General features: G+C 51.4%; 11 protein-coding genes and 7 pseudogenes. 14 read left to right on the plus strand and 4 right to left on the minus strand.

What is annotated here, in order from left to right:
- Positions 1-25: 25 nt before the first annotated feature.
- Both OAN307_RS06830 and OAN307_RS06835 read left to right on the plus strand, forming a co-directional pair.
- A complete protein-coding gene (locus tag OAN307_RS06830; protein WP_015499064.1) occupies positions 26-2,527 on the plus strand; it encodes an ATP-binding protein in 2,502 nt (833 codons plus the stop codon).
- A 171-nt stretch (positions 2,528-2,698) separates the two neighbouring features.
- Positions 2,699-3,265 (plus strand): annotated as a pseudogene (locus OAN307_RS06835) (transposase); the annotation flags it as partial.
- 36 nt (positions 3,266-3,301) lie between these two features.
- Here OAN307_RS06835 and OAN307_RS06840 read toward each other — a convergent pair.
- Positions 3,302-4,198 (minus strand): annotated as a pseudogene (locus OAN307_RS06840) (integrase core domain-containing protein); the annotation flags it as partial.
- 181 nt (positions 4,199-4,379) lie between these two features.
- On the opposite strand from OAN307_RS06840, the gene OAN307_RS06845 reads away from it, so the two are divergent.
- Together OAN307_RS06845 and OAN307_RS06850 are read left to right on the plus strand one after the other, a co-directional pair.
- Positions 4,380-4,832, plus strand: coding sequence for a hypothetical protein (locus tag OAN307_RS06845; protein WP_015499066.1), 453 nt, complete (start codon positions 4,380-4,382; stop codon positions 4,830-4,832).
- Positions 4,829-5,116, plus strand: coding sequence for a hypothetical protein (locus tag OAN307_RS06850; RefSeq protein ID WP_015499067.1), 288 nt, complete (start codon positions 4,829-4,831; stop codon positions 5,114-5,116). Before OAN307_RS06845 ends, OAN307_RS06850 begins: the two co-directional genes overlap by 4 nt.
- 123 nt (positions 5,117-5,239) lie before the next feature.
- On the opposite strand, the gene OAN307_RS06855 is transcribed toward OAN307_RS06850, so the two are convergent.
- A complete protein-coding gene (locus OAN307_RS06855; protein ID WP_015498511.1) occupies positions 5,240-6,181 on the minus strand; it encodes an IS1595-like element ISOan10 family transposase in 942 nt (313 codons plus the stop codon).
- A 111-nt stretch (positions 6,182-6,292) separates the two neighbouring features.
- Here OAN307_RS06855 and OAN307_RS31150 point away from each other — a divergent pair.
- Positions 6,293-7,135 (plus strand): annotated as a pseudogene (locus tag OAN307_RS31150) (calcium-binding protein); the annotation flags it as partial.
- An 18-nt stretch (positions 7,136-7,153) separates the two neighbouring features.
- Positions 7,154-8,596, plus strand: coding sequence for a Hint domain-containing protein (locus OAN307_RS29730; RefSeq protein ID WP_245540986.1), 1,443 nt, complete (start codon positions 7,154-7,156; stop codon positions 8,594-8,596).
- A 17-nt stretch (positions 8,597-8,613) separates the two neighbouring features.
- On the opposite strand, the pseudogene OAN307_RS25985 reads toward OAN307_RS29730, so the two are convergent.
- A pseudogene (locus OAN307_RS25985) lies at positions 8,614-9,461 on the minus strand (IS5 family transposase).
- Between the two features lie 180 nt (positions 9,462-9,641).
- Positions 9,642-9,821, minus strand: a complete 180-nt coding sequence (locus tag OAN307_RS28865) for a hypothetical protein (protein WP_187292553.1) — start codon at positions 9,819-9,821, stop codon at positions 9,642-9,644.
- A 384-nt stretch (positions 9,822-10,205) separates the two neighbouring features.
- On the opposite strand from OAN307_RS28865, the pseudogene OAN307_RS06880 reads away from it, so the two are divergent.
- From OAN307_RS06880 to OAN307_RS06915, 8 genes and pseudogenes are all read left to right on the plus strand, one after another.
- A pseudogene (locus OAN307_RS06880) lies at positions 10,206-10,727 on the plus strand (transposase); the annotation flags it as partial.
- An 86-nt stretch (positions 10,728-10,813) separates the two neighbouring features.
- Positions 10,814-11,755: an IS1595-like element ISOan10 family transposase gene (locus OAN307_RS06885; protein WP_015498511.1), complete on the plus strand. Its 942-nt coding sequence runs from the start codon at positions 10,814-10,816 to the stop codon at positions 11,753-11,755.
- A 136-nt stretch (positions 11,756-11,891) separates the two neighbouring features.
- Positions 11,892-12,827 (plus strand): annotated as a pseudogene (locus tag OAN307_RS06890) (transposase); the annotation flags it as partial.
- A gap of 446 nt (positions 12,828-13,273) precedes the next feature.
- Positions 13,274-13,726 (plus strand): MarR family winged helix-turn-helix transcriptional regulator, encoded by a 453-nt coding sequence (locus OAN307_RS06895; RefSeq protein WP_015499070.1) that lies wholly within the window; start codon positions 13,274-13,276, stop codon positions 13,724-13,726.
- Positions 13,727-13,791: 65 nt separating this feature from the next.
- Positions 13,792-14,025, plus strand: coding sequence for a DUF2798 domain-containing protein (locus tag OAN307_RS06900; RefSeq protein WP_015499071.1), 234 nt, complete (start codon positions 13,792-13,794; stop codon positions 14,023-14,025).
- Positions 14,022-14,915 carry an NAD(P)H-binding protein gene (locus OAN307_RS06905; RefSeq protein WP_015499072.1) on the plus strand — a complete coding sequence of 298 codons (894 nt, stop codon included), beginning with the start codon at positions 14,022-14,024 and terminating at the stop codon, positions 14,913-14,915. Before OAN307_RS06900 ends, OAN307_RS06905 begins: the two co-directional genes overlap by 4 nt.
- Before the next feature lie 397 nt (positions 14,916-15,312).
- Positions 15,313-15,819, plus strand: coding sequence for a DUF2306 domain-containing protein (locus tag OAN307_RS06910; RefSeq protein WP_015499074.1), 507 nt, complete (start codon positions 15,313-15,315; stop codon positions 15,817-15,819).
- Between the two features lie 165 nt (positions 15,820-15,984).
- Positions 15,985-16,200: pseudogene (locus OAN307_RS06915) on the plus strand (IS5/IS1182 family transposase); the annotation flags it as partial.
- Positions 16,201-16,533: the final 333 nt, after the last annotated feature.

Below are 16,533 nucleotides of genomic sequence, written 5' to 3' on the forward strand. Positions count from 1 at the left end.
AAGCTCTACCTAAGAGGATGAAGTTTTGTTATCCAACACTTCAACGAGTGCGAAAAGGGGCCGCGCATTCGCAGTGTGCGCAAGCCTTGTCGCCGCTGGCGCAATTGCGATTTTGACCTTTAATGTATCAAATGAAATCAGATTGTTGGGGTCGGCACGGTCCGACAATGTGCAGTGGTTTTTGGTTCAAACACAGGTTGAATTCCTCGAATTCGCGCAGCAGGTGGACCAAGACCCTTTGGATATGCCTCAGCTTCGCCAAGAGTTTGATATCTTTTTTAGCCGCATTACGACCTTCCAACAGGCGCCCGTTTTTGAAGATCTTCGCACTGATTCAGCTTCTCGGAAATATCTTGACAGTGTAATCGTGTTTTTGGAACAGGCCGCGACTTTGATTGACACTACCGATGATGAGTTGGTCGCGCAATTGCCCGAACTTATAGTTCTAACCGATCAAGTTAGTCTCGTTGTTCGGGCACTGGCCAATTCAAGTTTGGAATTATACGCGCAAACGGCAGACGAACAACGTGCGGAAGTCGCCGGTACCTTGACGCAGTTGGCATTGGCTACTGCGGCACTGATTGGCGTGCTTGCTCTGGCAATTATTTACCTCAACCTTCTAAATGCGCGTGTCTATCACAGAGAGCGTGAGAAAAATCAGACAATGTCACGAATGCAAAGTGTGATGGGTACGTCTTTGGACGGCGTCGTGGTGTGCGATGCAGATGGTAAAATCCTTGAATTCAGCCCTGCCGCTGAAGGTATATTTGGTCATTCCAAGGCGGCTGTTTTGGATCTGAACATCGCTTCAGTAATTGTCCCCGATCATTTGCTCCATGCCAATGAGGCGGGCATGGAGCGCATGAGAATTGGCGGTGATATGCGCGTCATTGGCAAAGGCCGTGTGAGACTAGAAGCCAAGCATAAAGATGGGCATATTTTTCCCGTCGAGCTCGCAATTCAAAACGCCAAGACTGACGAGGGCACAATTTTCATCAGCTTCCTTCGTGACATTTCTCACGAAGTCATGGCGGAGGCTGAACTTGTCACGGCACGCGACAAGGCGCTTGCCAGCGAGAAAATGAAGACGGAATTCCTATCCACAATGAGCCATGAAATTCGTACGCCGTTAAACGGGTTGTTGGGCAACATGAACTTGTTACGAGACACTGAACTGAACGAAAATCAGGACCGCTATGTGGGTTACATGGAAACGTCTGGCCGCCTGTTGCTGAGTCATGTTTCAGACGTCTTGGACATAACGCGCTATGATGCAGGTAAATTAAATACGCGAATTGAACCTGTAAATATCTCTGAACTGTTGCAAGACATTGTCGACAATCAGGCCAGCACGGCATTCCAAAACGAAACGTCGTTGGTTTGGGGCTGGTGTGGTGTCAAAATGGACTGGGTTTTATCAGATCTCGACCGCCTTCAGCACGTCATGATGAACCTCATCGGTAATGCGGTGAAGTTTACAAGACGCGGCAAGGTGTCCGTAACGATCGAAAATGTTGGTGAAGGGGACGCGGCAGAATTGCTGGTTAAAATCATCGATACGGGGCAAGGCATGTCTGAGGATCTTATCAAGCGGGTTTTTGATGACTTCGTTACGGGCAATACAGCATATGATCGTGACGTTGGGGGAACGGGCTTGGGCCTGAGCATCGCGAAACGTTTTGTAAATGCACTTGGTGGCGAAATCGGTGTTGAGAGCATCGTAGGCGAAGGCAGTACATTTTGGGTCAGACTGCCCGTACATGAGGCTGAAGCGCCTAAGGTTGTCCACGTTAAAAGCATAAAGCATCAGCCTGGGCGGTCGCTCAAGGTACTCTTGGTTGAGGACAATGAAATCAACCGGATCGTGGCGCGTGAAATGCTGCAGGCTGAGGGACATACCGTGGTGGAAGCACATGACGGCTTTGAGGGCGTTGAATTGTCTAAGGAAGACGAATTTGATATTATCCTTATGGATATCAGCATGCCGATTATGGACGGTCACGCCGCGACCCGCAGGATTCGTGGTGATGGTGGCGCATCAGCTAAGACGGCAATTTATGCGTTAACGGCGAATGCAATGATTGAGGAACAGGAAAAATTCTTAAAGGATGGTATGAACGGTATTCTAACCAAACCGTTGTCCCGCGATGCACTCCGTAGTGTTCTTTACCAAACAGGGCGCCAAGTTGATGACGATGACGCCATGCTGATCAATCATAGCCACAGGGCGGAGACCCGCGATGCATTAGGCGAAGAAACCTTCGTTAAGCTACGCTCACGGTTCGTCAACGAAGTAGACAAGCTAGAGGTTTGGTTGGGTTCTGATGAGGCTCACGACTTCCTTGAGATTGCTTCGCGGACACACAAAGTCGCTGGAAGTGCTGCGGTATTCGGAGCCGACCGACTTCGAGAGACGTTGAAAGAGATCGAAGCCGCAGCAAAACTGAGGGACACTGAAGCAATCGTAGAACGTACGAAGCCTTTGGGAATTGTTTGGCAACGAACTAAGTTCGATTTGGTTTCTTAGACGCCAAATCGACAGGATTAAGCAGGCAAGTCTATCTTCACTCGGCCGGCTCCGTCATTACGCATCTCCTTGGTGCTGTCAGAGAAGCTGACTTGAGGCAGGCAGCTATAACTCACCCTGATCCATCTTAAACGGGCTGCTAACTGGCCGAAATAGTAGGACCTCCTCTGACGAGGCATGAACGCGCCAAAGCTGGCCACCGGGGATGGTGCTATGGGGTTCTGGGCTGCAATGGATGAAGTATATCCCGCAGCGCGTCAACAACGCTGCTGGCAGCACCAAACGATGAACGTGCTCAATTGTCTGCCAAAGCTGTCTCAACCAAAGGCAAAAGTCGCGATACACGATATCTGGCAGGCTGAAACCAAAGATGACGCGATCAAGGCCTTTGATTTGTTCGTCAAAAACTATGAGGCAAAGTATCCCAAGGCCACCCTGTGCCTACAAAAGGACCATGAGGAGCTCATGGCATTCTTCGACTTTCCAGCCCAGCGTTGGCAAAGCATACGCACCAGCAATCCGATTGAGTCCGCGTTCGCCACAATCAGGCATCGTACCAAGCGTTCAAAGGGCTGCCTCACCCGCGACGGCATGTTGCACATGATGTTCAAACTGGGGCAATGCGCCGAACAAAACTGGAGATAATTACGCGGCTTTGATTACCTCGCCAAAGTCATCACAGGCGTCACGTTCAAAGACGGAATTGAAGCCACAAACCCAGACCAGATCGCCGCATGACCGACAAACCTCAAACACCAGATTTGACAATAACTCGTCTGCGAGATTGGTGTGCAGCTGATCATGCTTGTCGTAGTGATACCGCTTGATTCTTGCGATCCTTGATCGTGCGGTTCATTCGCTCAACCTGGCCGTTGGTCCATGGATGGTTGGGCTTGGTCAGCCGGTGCTCAATCCTGTCGGCATCGCAGATCATGTCAAACCGCATAGGCCGTGAATATGGTGTGTTCCGGTTACGTGGTTGCTCACAAAATTGAATGCCATTGTCCGTCAGAATTGTGTGGATCTTGTATGGCACCGCTTCCAGCACAGCCTCCAGGAACTCCCAGGCCGTCTTGCGATTTGCTTTTTCTACAAGCCGTGCCACGGCAAACTTGCTGGTTCGGTCCCTCTCGTGACATCGCTTTGCGATTCACTGCCGGGCAATGAATGGCAACAAAGAGATAAAGTTTTCCTTCGTTGGTGCGCAACTCTGCAATGTCGATATGAAAATATCCGATCGGATAGCGTTTGAACTTTTGTCGTTTCGGCTTGTCGCCCACCATATCTGGCAGTCGGGATATCCCATGCCGTTGCAAACAACGATGCAGGGAAGATCGCGTCCCCCTCTCTTTGCTTGCTCCGCAAGCAACTGCCTGGCAATGGATGTGGGATAGTTGGCTGCAAGGCATAAAGACAATCATCCAGCGGTAGGAGCGTATGACGTCGAAAAGAGACGATCATCGCCTCTTCACCGGCGCTGAGAACGGTCGAACTGGGGTCCGTGGGGCCAGTCTTGCGGTCTTCTACAGTTTTGCGCTTGCGTCATTTGGAGACCGTTTTGACATTTATACCAAGTTCTCGACTCAAAGCTGCGGTCGTAGCTTGCGATCGCTGTATTGTTGCTCTGATGGCGTGCGTAGTCGTGGCGCAGCCATGACGTATTTGTCCCATGATGCTTCCTTCCATTCCAAAGAATAGATCGCACCATCAAACCATGGGATCAAACACCTAAGTGGGAGGCAGCTATTCTATCGGATATGTTTGCTTCCTTATGCCCCGTCTCGCTATACTTACTGCACCACTACTTTCCTGAATATCTATGGCAATTCTAATTGCAACGGAAGGAAAGTGCATGGGTATTCAAATAGTGGACATTGGACGACTTTGCGAAAAATCAGGTGCAATCTGCGCTACAGACCCCAAAAGCAAATCAGTCAGCAATACCGTTCGGGAAGATGAAATTGACCGAATGCTTCGATATTATGACTGGTTTATCATGTCACAACACGTACTGCCAATTGAGTATAAGCTAAGCCAGCTCAAGCGTGTTGCGCCGGCCTCTTGCGGCCCAAACTGGACCTTCGCGCTCTCTCCAGAGAAGGTTGGCTTAGGGCCCAAAAGGACCGTTTCGAAGTGTATGAAGGCTACTTACGCAATCACGTCGAAGCTGGAGTTTTTCGCGGTTGTTGTCCGCGAAAAATATATTAAAATCTGTATCGCCTTATTGCCACGTTCACTGAATGCATATGTTGCGTGGGATTTTTCAATGCCTCTCAATAATATGCCATTGGAGACAAGAAAATGAGTGCTATCAATGTACCTGGTGACTTCGACACTATCGCACTAGCGCTCGCGGCAGTGGACCCCAACATACCGAATACTATCACTTTGGGGGACGGCTACGGCCCCGAAAACGTGGCGATAAGTATAAACGACATTACCATCACAGGGCCAGCGTCTGCAGAAGGCATAGTGCTAACTGTTCAAGATGGTATTACGGGTTTACTTCTTGGTGGCACTGCACCGATCAATGTCTTTGACTTGGTGGGCAACGACAACAATATTGCTGGTAAGGCTTATCCCTTTTAGTCCGGTTGCCCCACATGTTGACGCGGCGCAGAACCTCGCCCTTGTGGCTTGAGAGGCGGATCGGATCAGTTTGTAACATCTGGTGGGTTTATGGGGCGTGGCTTTTGCCGTGAACAAGGGCCTTCAGGCGCGCTGTTCAACAAAATCACGATATGTCGCTGGGCCAATACCAACACCGATCCCCAGCAGCGTGTCGAAGGCGCTTCGCATGTGTCGCCGTCGGTTCCAGCGGAACACAAATTCGTCGAGATAGCGTTGCAGATGGCATTTTCTGAGGCCGTGGAAGACGCCTTTTGCCCACGTTTTTAGGTTGGAGAACACGCGGTGGACCCAGTGGAGTATGTCATGTGCCTTCTTGCCGCTGACGACCTTCGCCTCATGCGTGTTTGCAGGGGGATTTTCGTAACCTAGCCAGCCATCCGTGATGACGTGAGCGCCAGGCTCTACAGCCTGACCAATGAACCCGTGTAGCGTCTTTGATGCGCCGTCGGGAATGTGTTTCATCCTGATACGGCGCGGATGTCCGTCTCTTGATAACTCGACGGCGCAGACGACAAACATCTTTCCGACCGGGCTCCGCCCACCCTTTGGCCGGTCCTCGGGATCATGCCGGGACCGGAACGGAATCTCTGTTTCATCGATCTCGACAAGGTCTTTCAGGGGGTTGCGGTCAGGGTTGACCATCGACCGCCGCAGCTTTTGCAAGAGGAGCCACGCCGTCTTGTAGCTGCCAAGGCCAAGTTGCGCCTGAAGTTGCAGCGCTGACATGCCGTTGGAATGGCTGGTGATGATGTGCGCGGCAAGAAACCAAATTCGCAACGGCAAATGGCTGCTGTGCATCACCGTGCCAGCCGTCACGGATGTCTGCCGTGCGCAACCGGCACATTCCCAAGTCGCGCGATTTCGCTTTAACGGCCAGCCCTTGCAGGTGCCACAGGAAGGACACACAAAGCCCTCAGGCCAACGATGTTCCGCCAGATAATGCGAACACGCTTCCTCATCAGAAAACCTGGCGTCGAACGCCGGGCGGGACATGGGTTTGTCGTTTTTCCATCTGGCTGGCATGGGTAGAACAATACAAGAACATTGTAGATTGGCAAGCCGCTTCACACTACATCAGGTGCCGCCGGAGCAAAGGGGATAAGCCTTATTGCTGGTAATGATGGGGACAATACGATCACCGTAACTGGTGGTCTGGACACCATTAGTGGCGGATTGGGCGACGACCGCGCGTTCATAGACTATAGTCAGGCGACAACGGTCGCTATCACAGGAACCGCGTCTACCATTGCCAGCAGTCTTGGCACGACTGCGATGTCGGGTTTTGAACATTACACTGTGCTGACTGGGCCTAGTGCTGATACTCTGACTTTTGGCAGTGGCAATAACTATCTCGATACCGGAGAGGGTGTCAGTACCATCGTACTTGGGAACGGCGATAATACAGTTTTGAGCGGTGACGGTGCTGATACGATCACGGTCGGTACTGGAAGTAACAAAATTGCTGCCGGGGACGGCGTCAACACGATCGTAGCCACGGGCGTCGGATTTGGTAATAATATAATTAGCGGTGGCACTGGTGCTGACACGATCAGCGTTGGTCATGGGAACAACCACATTTCTGGAGGCGAAGGCGTCGACACTGGCCTCGATACGATTGTGGCTGGTAATGGTGACAACTGCATCGATGGCGGCGATGGTGCCAACAATACTATCACGGTCGGTGGAGGGAATAATTACCTGCTTGGCGGTGATGGCGTCGATGTGATTACAGCTGGTAATGGGAACAATTTCATTGATGCCGGGGAGGGGCTGAACGCTGTCACTGCCGGGAGTGGCGACAATTATATTGTCGTTGGCGATCTCAACGACGTGGTTACCGCTATGGGTGGTGAAAATAATGTCCAGACGGGCGATGGTACAAACGCGGTAACGACGGGCACTGGTGACGATGTTGTCGAAACAGGCATCGGCAACGACACTGTCACCGTCGGCACCGGGAAAAACATCGTTAAGGTTTTCGGTGGTGCCGACGTCTTGACTGCTGGGGCTGATCATGACCGGCTCATCGTTGATTACGCTGCTTATGACACGACTGTTGTCAGTGCTCTTACAGGTTTTGCAACCTATGGTGGTACAATTGGCGATGTGACCCTTACGAATTTCGAGGAATTTCACGTAACGACCGGCAGCGCCGACGACACCATCGAAACCTTTGATGGTGCTGACGTTCTGGATGGTGGGGCTGGGGCGGACACTCTGACCTCTGGTGAGGGAAATGACGTCATTTACGGTGGCGACGGCGATGTGGTTGATGGCGGCGAAGACGTAGGTGATGCCGACTTTGACGTTCTGGTTGTGGACGACTTGGGATTCACAGACATTGTTTACGATTTATCTGCTGATCCGACAGCTACAGAGTCAGAAGTCGGCGCGGTTAATCAGTACGATGTCGAAGGTGGAACCTTGCTTGGTTCAATGGCCTTTACTGGCATCGAAAATATCCAAATTGGAGATAAAACAGTTACGACGCCTGAGGATACGCAGCTGGATGGCGATCTCTTTCTGCCGGATCCGACCGTTACCCAAACTGTGACATCTTTCACGGTGGGCAATAATACCATAATCGTCGGTAATACGGCGGAGCGTCCAGAGGGCGACCTGACGATCAATTCCGACGGCAGCTACACATTTGTGCCAACACTGAATTATCATGGGCCTGGGCCAGTAATTAACTATACTTTCGAAACCGTGCAAATCATCGGTGGACAGAGTACCACTGAAACCGCCCCCCTCATCATCGAAGTTGAGTCCGTTGAAGAGGTTCTCCCAGAATGCCTCACTCCTGTTTGTTTTGTGCAGGGCATGCTGATCGCGACTGCAAACGGCGAGGTACCTGTCGAAGGCTTGCGCGTCGGCGACCTTATCCAAACCATTGACCGAGGATATCAACCAATTCGCTGGGTAGGCAGCAGCTATCTGAGCGCCCGGGAGCTTAATGAAAACGAAAATCTGCGTCCTATCCGTATTTCCAGGGCTGCGGTCAGCCCTGGAAATGGGACTGGCGAGTTGATCGTGTCACCGCAGCACCGTCTTCTGATTGCGTCCAAAGTGGCTGAGCGGATGTTTGGCAACACGGAGGTCTTGGTTGCGGCCAAGCAACTTCTGGCGATTGACGGGGTCGATATAGCCGATGATTTTGGAGATGTAACTTATTATCACATGCTCTTTGATCAGCATGAAATTGTCTTTGCAGAGGGGATTCCTTCGGAAAGTCTTTATCTTGGTTCAGAGGCGCAAAAGAGCCTTAGCGCCACCGGTAGGGAGGAAATTGTGGCCTTGTTTCCCGAACTGCTTTTACTGACCTTTAAGCCAAAGTCTTGCCGACCAATAATCCAAGGCAAACGGGCCAGAAAACTGGCCGTCCGTCTTTCCCATAATAGTAAGCCTCTTTTGGATGAGCGACGTGCGTATGCCTGAATTCAACGTCTAAGAGTCTAATTCAAAACTATTTGAGCGATTTCAGTTTTTGCAAGATGTCGTGTGACGCGTCTAATGTGGTAGATGAGGATCCAAGCCTCTGCGCTTGCGATAGATTTTTCCCCAATCTTTTGACGGACGGCGTCGGTTCAGCTGGGTGAAAGTGCGCTCGACAATCCACCGTCGAGGCAGCACTTCAAAGCCCTCTGCTGTATCGGAGCGTTTGACGATCTGGACGGTCCATCGGCTAAGGTCTTTCAGCGCGTCCCTCAGTTTGGACCCTGCATACCGGACGTCCGCAAATACATGCCGCTATGATGGATGGCGCGAGACGATAGTTTTTAACAAATCTGGCATGCCATCCTAATCCTGAATTCTGGCGCTGTGGACCACCAGGCCCACCAGCAATCCGACCGTGTCTGTGACGATATTGGCGCTTGCGTCCTTTGATCCGTTTGCCCGCATCATACCCGCTAACCCCACCACTCTTAATGATTTTCACGCTCTGACTATCTATGATCCCAGTTGTTGGCTGGGCCTTAAGGCCCCCAGCCAGACGCATGGATTCGACCAGCTTGCGGTTGATCTCATCCAGTAAGCCATCATCGCGCCATGCGTAAAAATAACTCCGCACCGTCGAAACCGGTGGGAAGTCATTGGGAAACATCCGCCATTGGCATCCGGTCGTTGCAATGTAGAGGTTCGCGTCGAATACGTCGCGCAAACATGTCGTGAGAGGCCGGCCAGTTGTCTTGGGCGGCGGCACCAAAGGCGTTATCAACGTCCATTCTGCGTCAGTCATATCGCTTGCGTAATTAACGCCTTTTCGATCATATTGACGCTGGGTGAGTTCAGTCCATGCCATTGAGATATTCTTTCAGCTTCACAACCGAACAGAATCACAACCTACTGAATTCAATCAACTAGTTTTAAATTGGCTCTAAGGCTGTCAAAGATCATAGGGACCTCTCGTCGAGTACTTGAAAAGACACTGTCAGAGTAAACTGGCTTGAGCCATGCGGCTGAAGCAACCGTTCCGTTGGCATCAAAACAGCATGGGGTGCCAACCAGCCGGAATTATTCTTGGTGAGGTGATGCCCGGCTTCAGCCAAGCGAAGTTGAGACGCCTGGCTTCGTGGTGGTTGCGGTGTCCGACGCGCCCAAGCTGTTCATCAGTGATGGCGTTGATGCGGGCTTTGTTCTTCAAAACTATCCTCTCGGTCACGGGGAACATAAATCGGGATCGCAACACCATTGCCCTTTAGCGTCTCGGGCGTGGTGCCGTTGCGCCGGTTCTACTCAGGGAACGTACTCAGGGAACGTAAGAGGTGTCACGGTGAAATATGGATGTTGTTATTTAGGCAAAACTGACATTTGCGAAATTAACGATTCGCAGTCGAATGCTTCGGTTGGGCTAATAGGGTTCCAGATCTGCGGCGCAGAGCTCAAAGTGACTGATGCTGCAACACGCACATTTCGACACAAAGGGCGGATTGCAGACTTTCGCTGCGCTCGGTGTAGAGGTCTGCTCTGCGGAGAGGCTGTGTGAAAACTCTCCCAATTTTTCCGATTTATGCTATAATTTCCGTACACCGTATGGAGGTCATTCATGGCGCATTTCATCGAAGGTTTAGACCGTCAGCAGACGATGTTGCTTCCTGAACACCTCGACGATTATGTTGATGAGAATAGCCACGTCCGCGCCATTGATGCTTTTGCCGACATGCTTGATTTGGCGGTTCTTGGCTTCAGCGCGCAACCTGCCGCGACGGGTCGGCCTGGTTATCATCCGGGGCTGATGCTGCGGATTTATCTCTACGGATACCTCAATCAAGTGCAGTCGTCGCGACGTTTGGAACGTGAGTGCGGGCGCAATCTGGAGCTCATTTGGCTGACGGGTCGGTTGAGGCCAGACTTCAAGACGATTGCGGATTTTCGGAAAGATAACGGGCCCGCGATCCGCAAAGTATGCCAGCAGTTCGTCGCCCTTTGTCGCAACATGGATCTACTTGATGGGGACGTGGTCGCCATCGATGGCAGCCGCTTCAAGGCCGTGAACTCTAAGGCCAAAAATTACACGCGCGGCAAGTTGCGCCAGAAGTTGGGCGAGGTCGACAAAGCAATTGAGCGTTGAAGGCTTATCCCCTTTGCTCCGGCGGCACCTGATGTAGTGTGAAGCGGCTTGCCAATCTACAATGTTCTTGTATTGTTCTACCCATGCCAGCCAGATGGAAAAACGACAAACCCATGTCCCGCCCGGCGTTCGACGCCAGGTTTTCTGATGAGGAAGCGTGTTCGCATTATCTGGCGGAACATCGTTGGCCTGAGGGCTTTGTGTGTCCTTCCTGTGGCACCTGCAAGGGCTGGCCGTTAAAGCGAAATCGCGCGACTTGGGAATGTGCCGGTTGCGCACGGCAGACATCCGTGACGGCTGGCACGGTGATGCACAGCAGCCATTTGCCGTTGCGAATTTGGTTTCTTGCCGCGCACATCATCACCAGCCATTCCAACGGCATGTCAGCGCTGCAACTTCAGGCGCAACTTGGCCTTGGCAGCTACAAGACGGCGTGGCTCCTCTTGCAAAAGCTGCGGCGGTCGATGGTCAACCCTGACCGCAACCCCCTGAAAGACCTTGTCGAGATCGATGAAACAGAGATTCCGTTCCGGTCCCGGCATGATCCCGAGGACCGGCCAAAGGGTGGGCGGAGCCCGGTCGGAAAGATGTTTGTCGTCTGCGCCGTCGAGTTATCAAGAGACGGACATCCGCGCCGTATCAGGATGAAACACATTCCCGACGGCGCATCAAAGACGCTACACGGGTTCATTGGTCAGGCTGTAGAGCCTGGCGCTCACGTCATCACGGATGGCTGGCTAGGTTACGAAAATCCCCCTGCAAACACGCATGAGGCGAAGGTCGTCAGCGGCAAGAAGGCACATGACATACTCCACTGGGTCCACCGCGTGTTCTCCAACCTAAAAACGTGGGCAAAAGGCGTCTTCCACGGCCTCAGAAAATGCCATCTGCAACGCTATCTCGACGAATTTGTGTTCCGCTGGAACCGACGGCGACACATGCGAAGCGCCTTCGACACGCTGCTGGGGATCGGTGTTGGTATTGGCCCAGCGACATATCGTGATTTTGTTGAACAGCGCGCCTGAAGGCCCTTGTTCACGGCAAAAGCCACGCCCCATAAACCCACCAGATGTTACAAACTGATCCGATCCGCCTCTCAAGCCACAAGGGCGAGGTTCTGCGCCGCGTCAACATGTGGGGCAACCGGACTAAAAGGGATAAGCCTTTGAGCGTTATTTGGGCGAGTTGGACCGTGCCGATGAGGTCTTCGAGCAGACTGGCACGGTGCTGCCAGAAGCCCGCATGGAACGCACCCTGCGAAAGCTGGAACATCTGCAAAAGGAGGCCTTGCGTTACAGATCGATTGAACAGCGGATGGATGAGACTGGAGAAACGCAGGTCTCATTCAGCGACCCAGACGCCAGATCAATGGCAACAACAGCGCGGATGCCACGTATTGTTGGCTATAATGTTCAAACGGCTGTCGAGGCTGATAACCATCTCATCGTTGCGCACGAAGTCACGATGCTTGGGTTTGACCGGGATGCTTTGTCGATGATGGCGGCGGCAGCGAACGACGTCATGACAACGGATCAGCTCACAGCAATCGCCGACAAGGGCTATTACAAGGGCGAGGAAATTGTCGCTAGCGAAGAGGCTGGTATCTCAGTTGTTGTCCCCAAACCCGTGACATCAAACGCGGGTGCGCGCGGTCAGTTTGATAAGGCTGACTTCGCCTACGACAGCGACCATGATGTCTATGTCTGCCCAGCAGGTGAGAAGCTGACCTACAGATTTACTGGCCAACAAGACGGCAAAGCTCTCAGATCATATTGGTCGGGGGCCTGCGCTGAATGCGTTCTCAAAGCAAAATGCACCACTGGCAAAGAACGGCGCGTTCGTCGGTGGGAACATGAGGACGTGCTTGAGCGCGTGCAGGAAAGGTTGGACGCAGACCCGGCCCAACTTGCTGTTCGCAGCATGGCCGTCGAGCATCCCTACGGCACCATCAAATCTTGGATGGGGGCCACACACTTCAAGATGAGACGGTTGAAAAACGTGGCCACCGAGATGGCGCTGCATGTGCTGGCCTACAACATGACCCGCGTGATGAAGATCATGGGCATTCCGGCGATGATCGCGGCCATGAAGGCGTAAGAGGCTTCGTTTGCCCTGAAATAGGGGCCTGAAATGCTGGATCTGTCACAAATGGCTACCGTTGACCCCACGAACCCTCGAAACAGTTGAAATAAAAACCCCACGCCAAATGAACACAAACGGCAGAAGCTACAGCCGCACTCAATATCAGCAGAGTTTCCACACAGCCTCCGGACTTAGCTGCCGTTTGCATGTTCGTTATAAATGTCTGCTTCAAATGTAGGGCGGACAGCCTAAGCCTTTAGACCTAATCTAATCTTGTCAGCCATCCTTTTCAAATGCCATAGTTGACCATCCCCATCATCGTCTGGGCCACGAGCCACCCCACCAGTCAATTCTATACCTGATAGCCGGACGTCCGTGTGGCCTTAGTCTACGGTCAATAAACTGCTTGACCTCAAACCAGTTGCTCAATATATGTAATTACGATAGTTGGAGTTGATATTATGAATGAAGAAACTGAAGTACTAAGAGTTCGCCCGTTCGAAAGTGAGCGCCAGAAAGCGATGTTCAACCTTGCTTACAGTTACCAAATGATTCTTGGGCTAACTATGCAGGTGCTCAAGAAATATGAACTCAACGATCAGCATTATAATATTCTGAAGATCCTTCAGGAGGCAGATCCTGCCCAACTTCTGATTGGGGAGGTAAAAAAACAACTGATGGACAAGCGGGGCGACCTGAGCCGTCTCATTGACAAGCTGGTGAGAAGAAACCTGGTTTTGCGTGAAACCAACGTAGAAAACCGGCGAGAAGTCCTCGTTGCCATTGGCAGGGAAGGGGTCACGTTGATTGTCGATATCGACCGGCAGCTTCGCGAGGAGAGAGACACGAAGATCGGGTTGTCGGAACCGGAGGCGAAGCAGCTCAATACCCTTCTAGATAAGCTAAGAGGTTGACTCTTCGCGCATTTACTTTAACATATGTAACAACAAATTATGTATCAACACAAAAGGATTACCTAATGTTCGTCAAACCCGCAACCTTTGGAATGCTCACCGGCCTTATGCTGGGACTAGTGATGTCATTCTCAATTTCATTCGTCTTGCTCTTTTTCAATCTTGGCCCCGTGCCCGATTTTCTAGCGATCTGGCTAAAGGGCGCAATGACGGGCTTCGCGATTTCGATCCCCATTGCTCTTGTCGCCCAGCCCTTGATCGTGCGGCTCCTTAATCGTTATCTTAAGGTGCAATCATGAGTGGGATCCAAGGCTCAAAAGCGTTGACCGTCGTTGTTGGCGCGGCTGGAACTGTCGGGCGCGAGACGATGAGTGCTTTGGCATCAAATGGCCCGGTTCGCGGCGTTGTACGACGCCCATCAATCGACACACATGTTCCGTCTGCCACCTACGTTATGGTCGATCATGAAAGCACCGACGACATGGCGAGGGCCATGATGGACGCCCAAAGCCTTGTCATCGTAATGGGCACAAGCCCCCAGTTGGTTGCAATTGAGAAAGTAGCGATCGACGCTGCACTTAGGGTGGGTGTGTCACGGATTGTGAAGATATCCGCACCCATTGTGCCGAATGTGGAAGTATCTCGGTGGCACCAAGAGAGTGAAGATTACCTTTCCAAAACAGGGTGTGACTATACGATCATTCGCCCCACAGCGTTTATGCAGAACTGGCTTCGAAACGCTAAACCAATCAAATTCACAGGGCGCATTTTCGGATCATCTGGCTTCGGCGCTCGCAACTACGTCGATGTACGTGACGTTGCCACCATCGCGGCGCAAGCGGCACAGCAATCCAAATCAAAGAAACAACTGGAGCACATTTTAGACGTGGCAGGGCCAGAGGCGCTTAGTCACCAAGAGGTTGCCAATCGTTTGTCATCCGTACTTGGGAAGAAAATCTCATTCGTTGATATGCCGCCTGAGGAGTACCGAAAGACCTTAAACAAGAAAGCGCGCCTTGCCCCTTGGCTGATTGATCATCTTGTCGAATTAGACACATTGGCTAAGGCACATCCAGAAAAGGGCAGCGGCAGTATCAAAAGGCTGACCGGAAGGTCGCCGCGAATCTTTGATGAGTTCATATACGAGCATCGCTCTTCATTTGAGCGACCAACCTTCTGGTCGATTTAGACCCGACAGATTTGCAACTCCTATGTGGCGCAAAACTCATGAAGCTTTCCTCCAGGTATGCCGTACCAGGTCGACCATAGTTCCACTTACTGGACTATTAGCAGACATTGGTACGTCAGCTGCATCTGTCACAAAGGGCTCCTTGCCGCCATTCGCTGCAGGAAGCACCAAGGTCGGCTAAGGGACTGAAATTACTAGAATAAGTCTAAGTGCGAGCACGCCAACAATAACTGGTCGTCTGCTCAAGTCAGCCTGCACTTCACGAAGCGCGGTTGGAAAAAGCCTGTCAGTCACGTTGAATACATATCCGTTTACGAATTGAACATTGATGCGGTTTGCCATCGTACCCAAGAATCTTGGCAGCTTTATCAACAACTGCCAAGAAGAAGGATAGCCCATGTCACTTGACCCAATTCTGAACGCCTCACTTGTCATTCAACTCCACGTTATAGCAGCACTTTGTGCCGTGATCGTGGGACCCTTGGTTCTGTTTCGGCGATCTCGGGATGCCTGGCACAAGCGTCTTGGGTATGTGTGGGTAATAGCCATGGCCGGGACTGCGCTGTCTTCCTTTGGTATTTCGGAAGCGCCTGTCCTAGGCCCTCTCAGCCCCATCCACGCTTTGTCTTTTTTTACGCTGTGGAGCCTTTGGTATGGGATCAACGCCGCGCGTCAGGGCCGCATTGCTGCACACCAAAAAGAAATGCGAAGCATTTACTTTTGGGCACTAGGTATTGCAGGGATTTTCACGTTCCTTCCCGGCCGACGGATGAACGCTGTAGTGTTTGGCGATGCATCTATGTTTGGGTTTCTCTTGATGGGTGGTTTGATTAGTGCTGGTTTGGTGTATTACTATTACGCTAATCAGAAAATTAAGGGTGAAAGTAAGCTTGTTTCGAGATAACGGTCATTAGTGAATGATTCAGCTTAGGTAGGTTTAAGCTCCTTGCCGCCATTCGCTGCAGGAAGCACCAAGGTCGGCTAAGGGCCTATTCTGTTGAAAAACTCTTGTTGATTTAGGTCTTTGCTGCTGATTCAATATCTGTATTGATATTGGAGTTTGATCGCGATGATGGGACCACGTCAGGAGGCACAATCTGCTCTTTTTTACGATTTCTCGATAGGAGATCACGTCCCCACGGATCATGTGTTGCGAGCGATTGAAAGTGTCATTGATCTGTCCAGCGTTCGAACGCATCTAACGGAGTTTTACAGCTCCACTGGCCGTCCCTCGGTTGATCCAGAATTGATGATGCGGATGTTGTTGGTGGGATACGTCATGGGCAAATGACTAATCATACTGAGTGGTGGTATAAATTTTGTGAATAGAGATAGCCCATGTTCTGCCCAAGTTCTATTCAAAGGCTCAATGGAGAGATCCAAGTCTGGTTGAAAAATAAGCAAAAATTATCCACTATGTGAGGGCGTCAGTACCAACAGAAGTTTGAAACTAATGAACGAGGGCATTAGTGGACTGGCATTCGTATGCGGAACTATTCCAGTTCAAAAGGGAATTTCGTCATCATCACCGTTTAGTTTATTTCCTGCCTTGTCATGATTAACAATAATAATTGCAAACTCCACTCCTTCGTCGGTGTCTAAAGTTGCGTATTTCCCT

It is taken from the genome of Octadecabacter antarcticus 307, assembly GCF_000155675.2.
In the GTDB taxonomy this organism is placed as follows: domain Bacteria; phylum Pseudomonadota; class Alphaproteobacteria; order Rhodobacterales; family Rhodobacteraceae; genus Octadecabacter; species Octadecabacter antarcticus.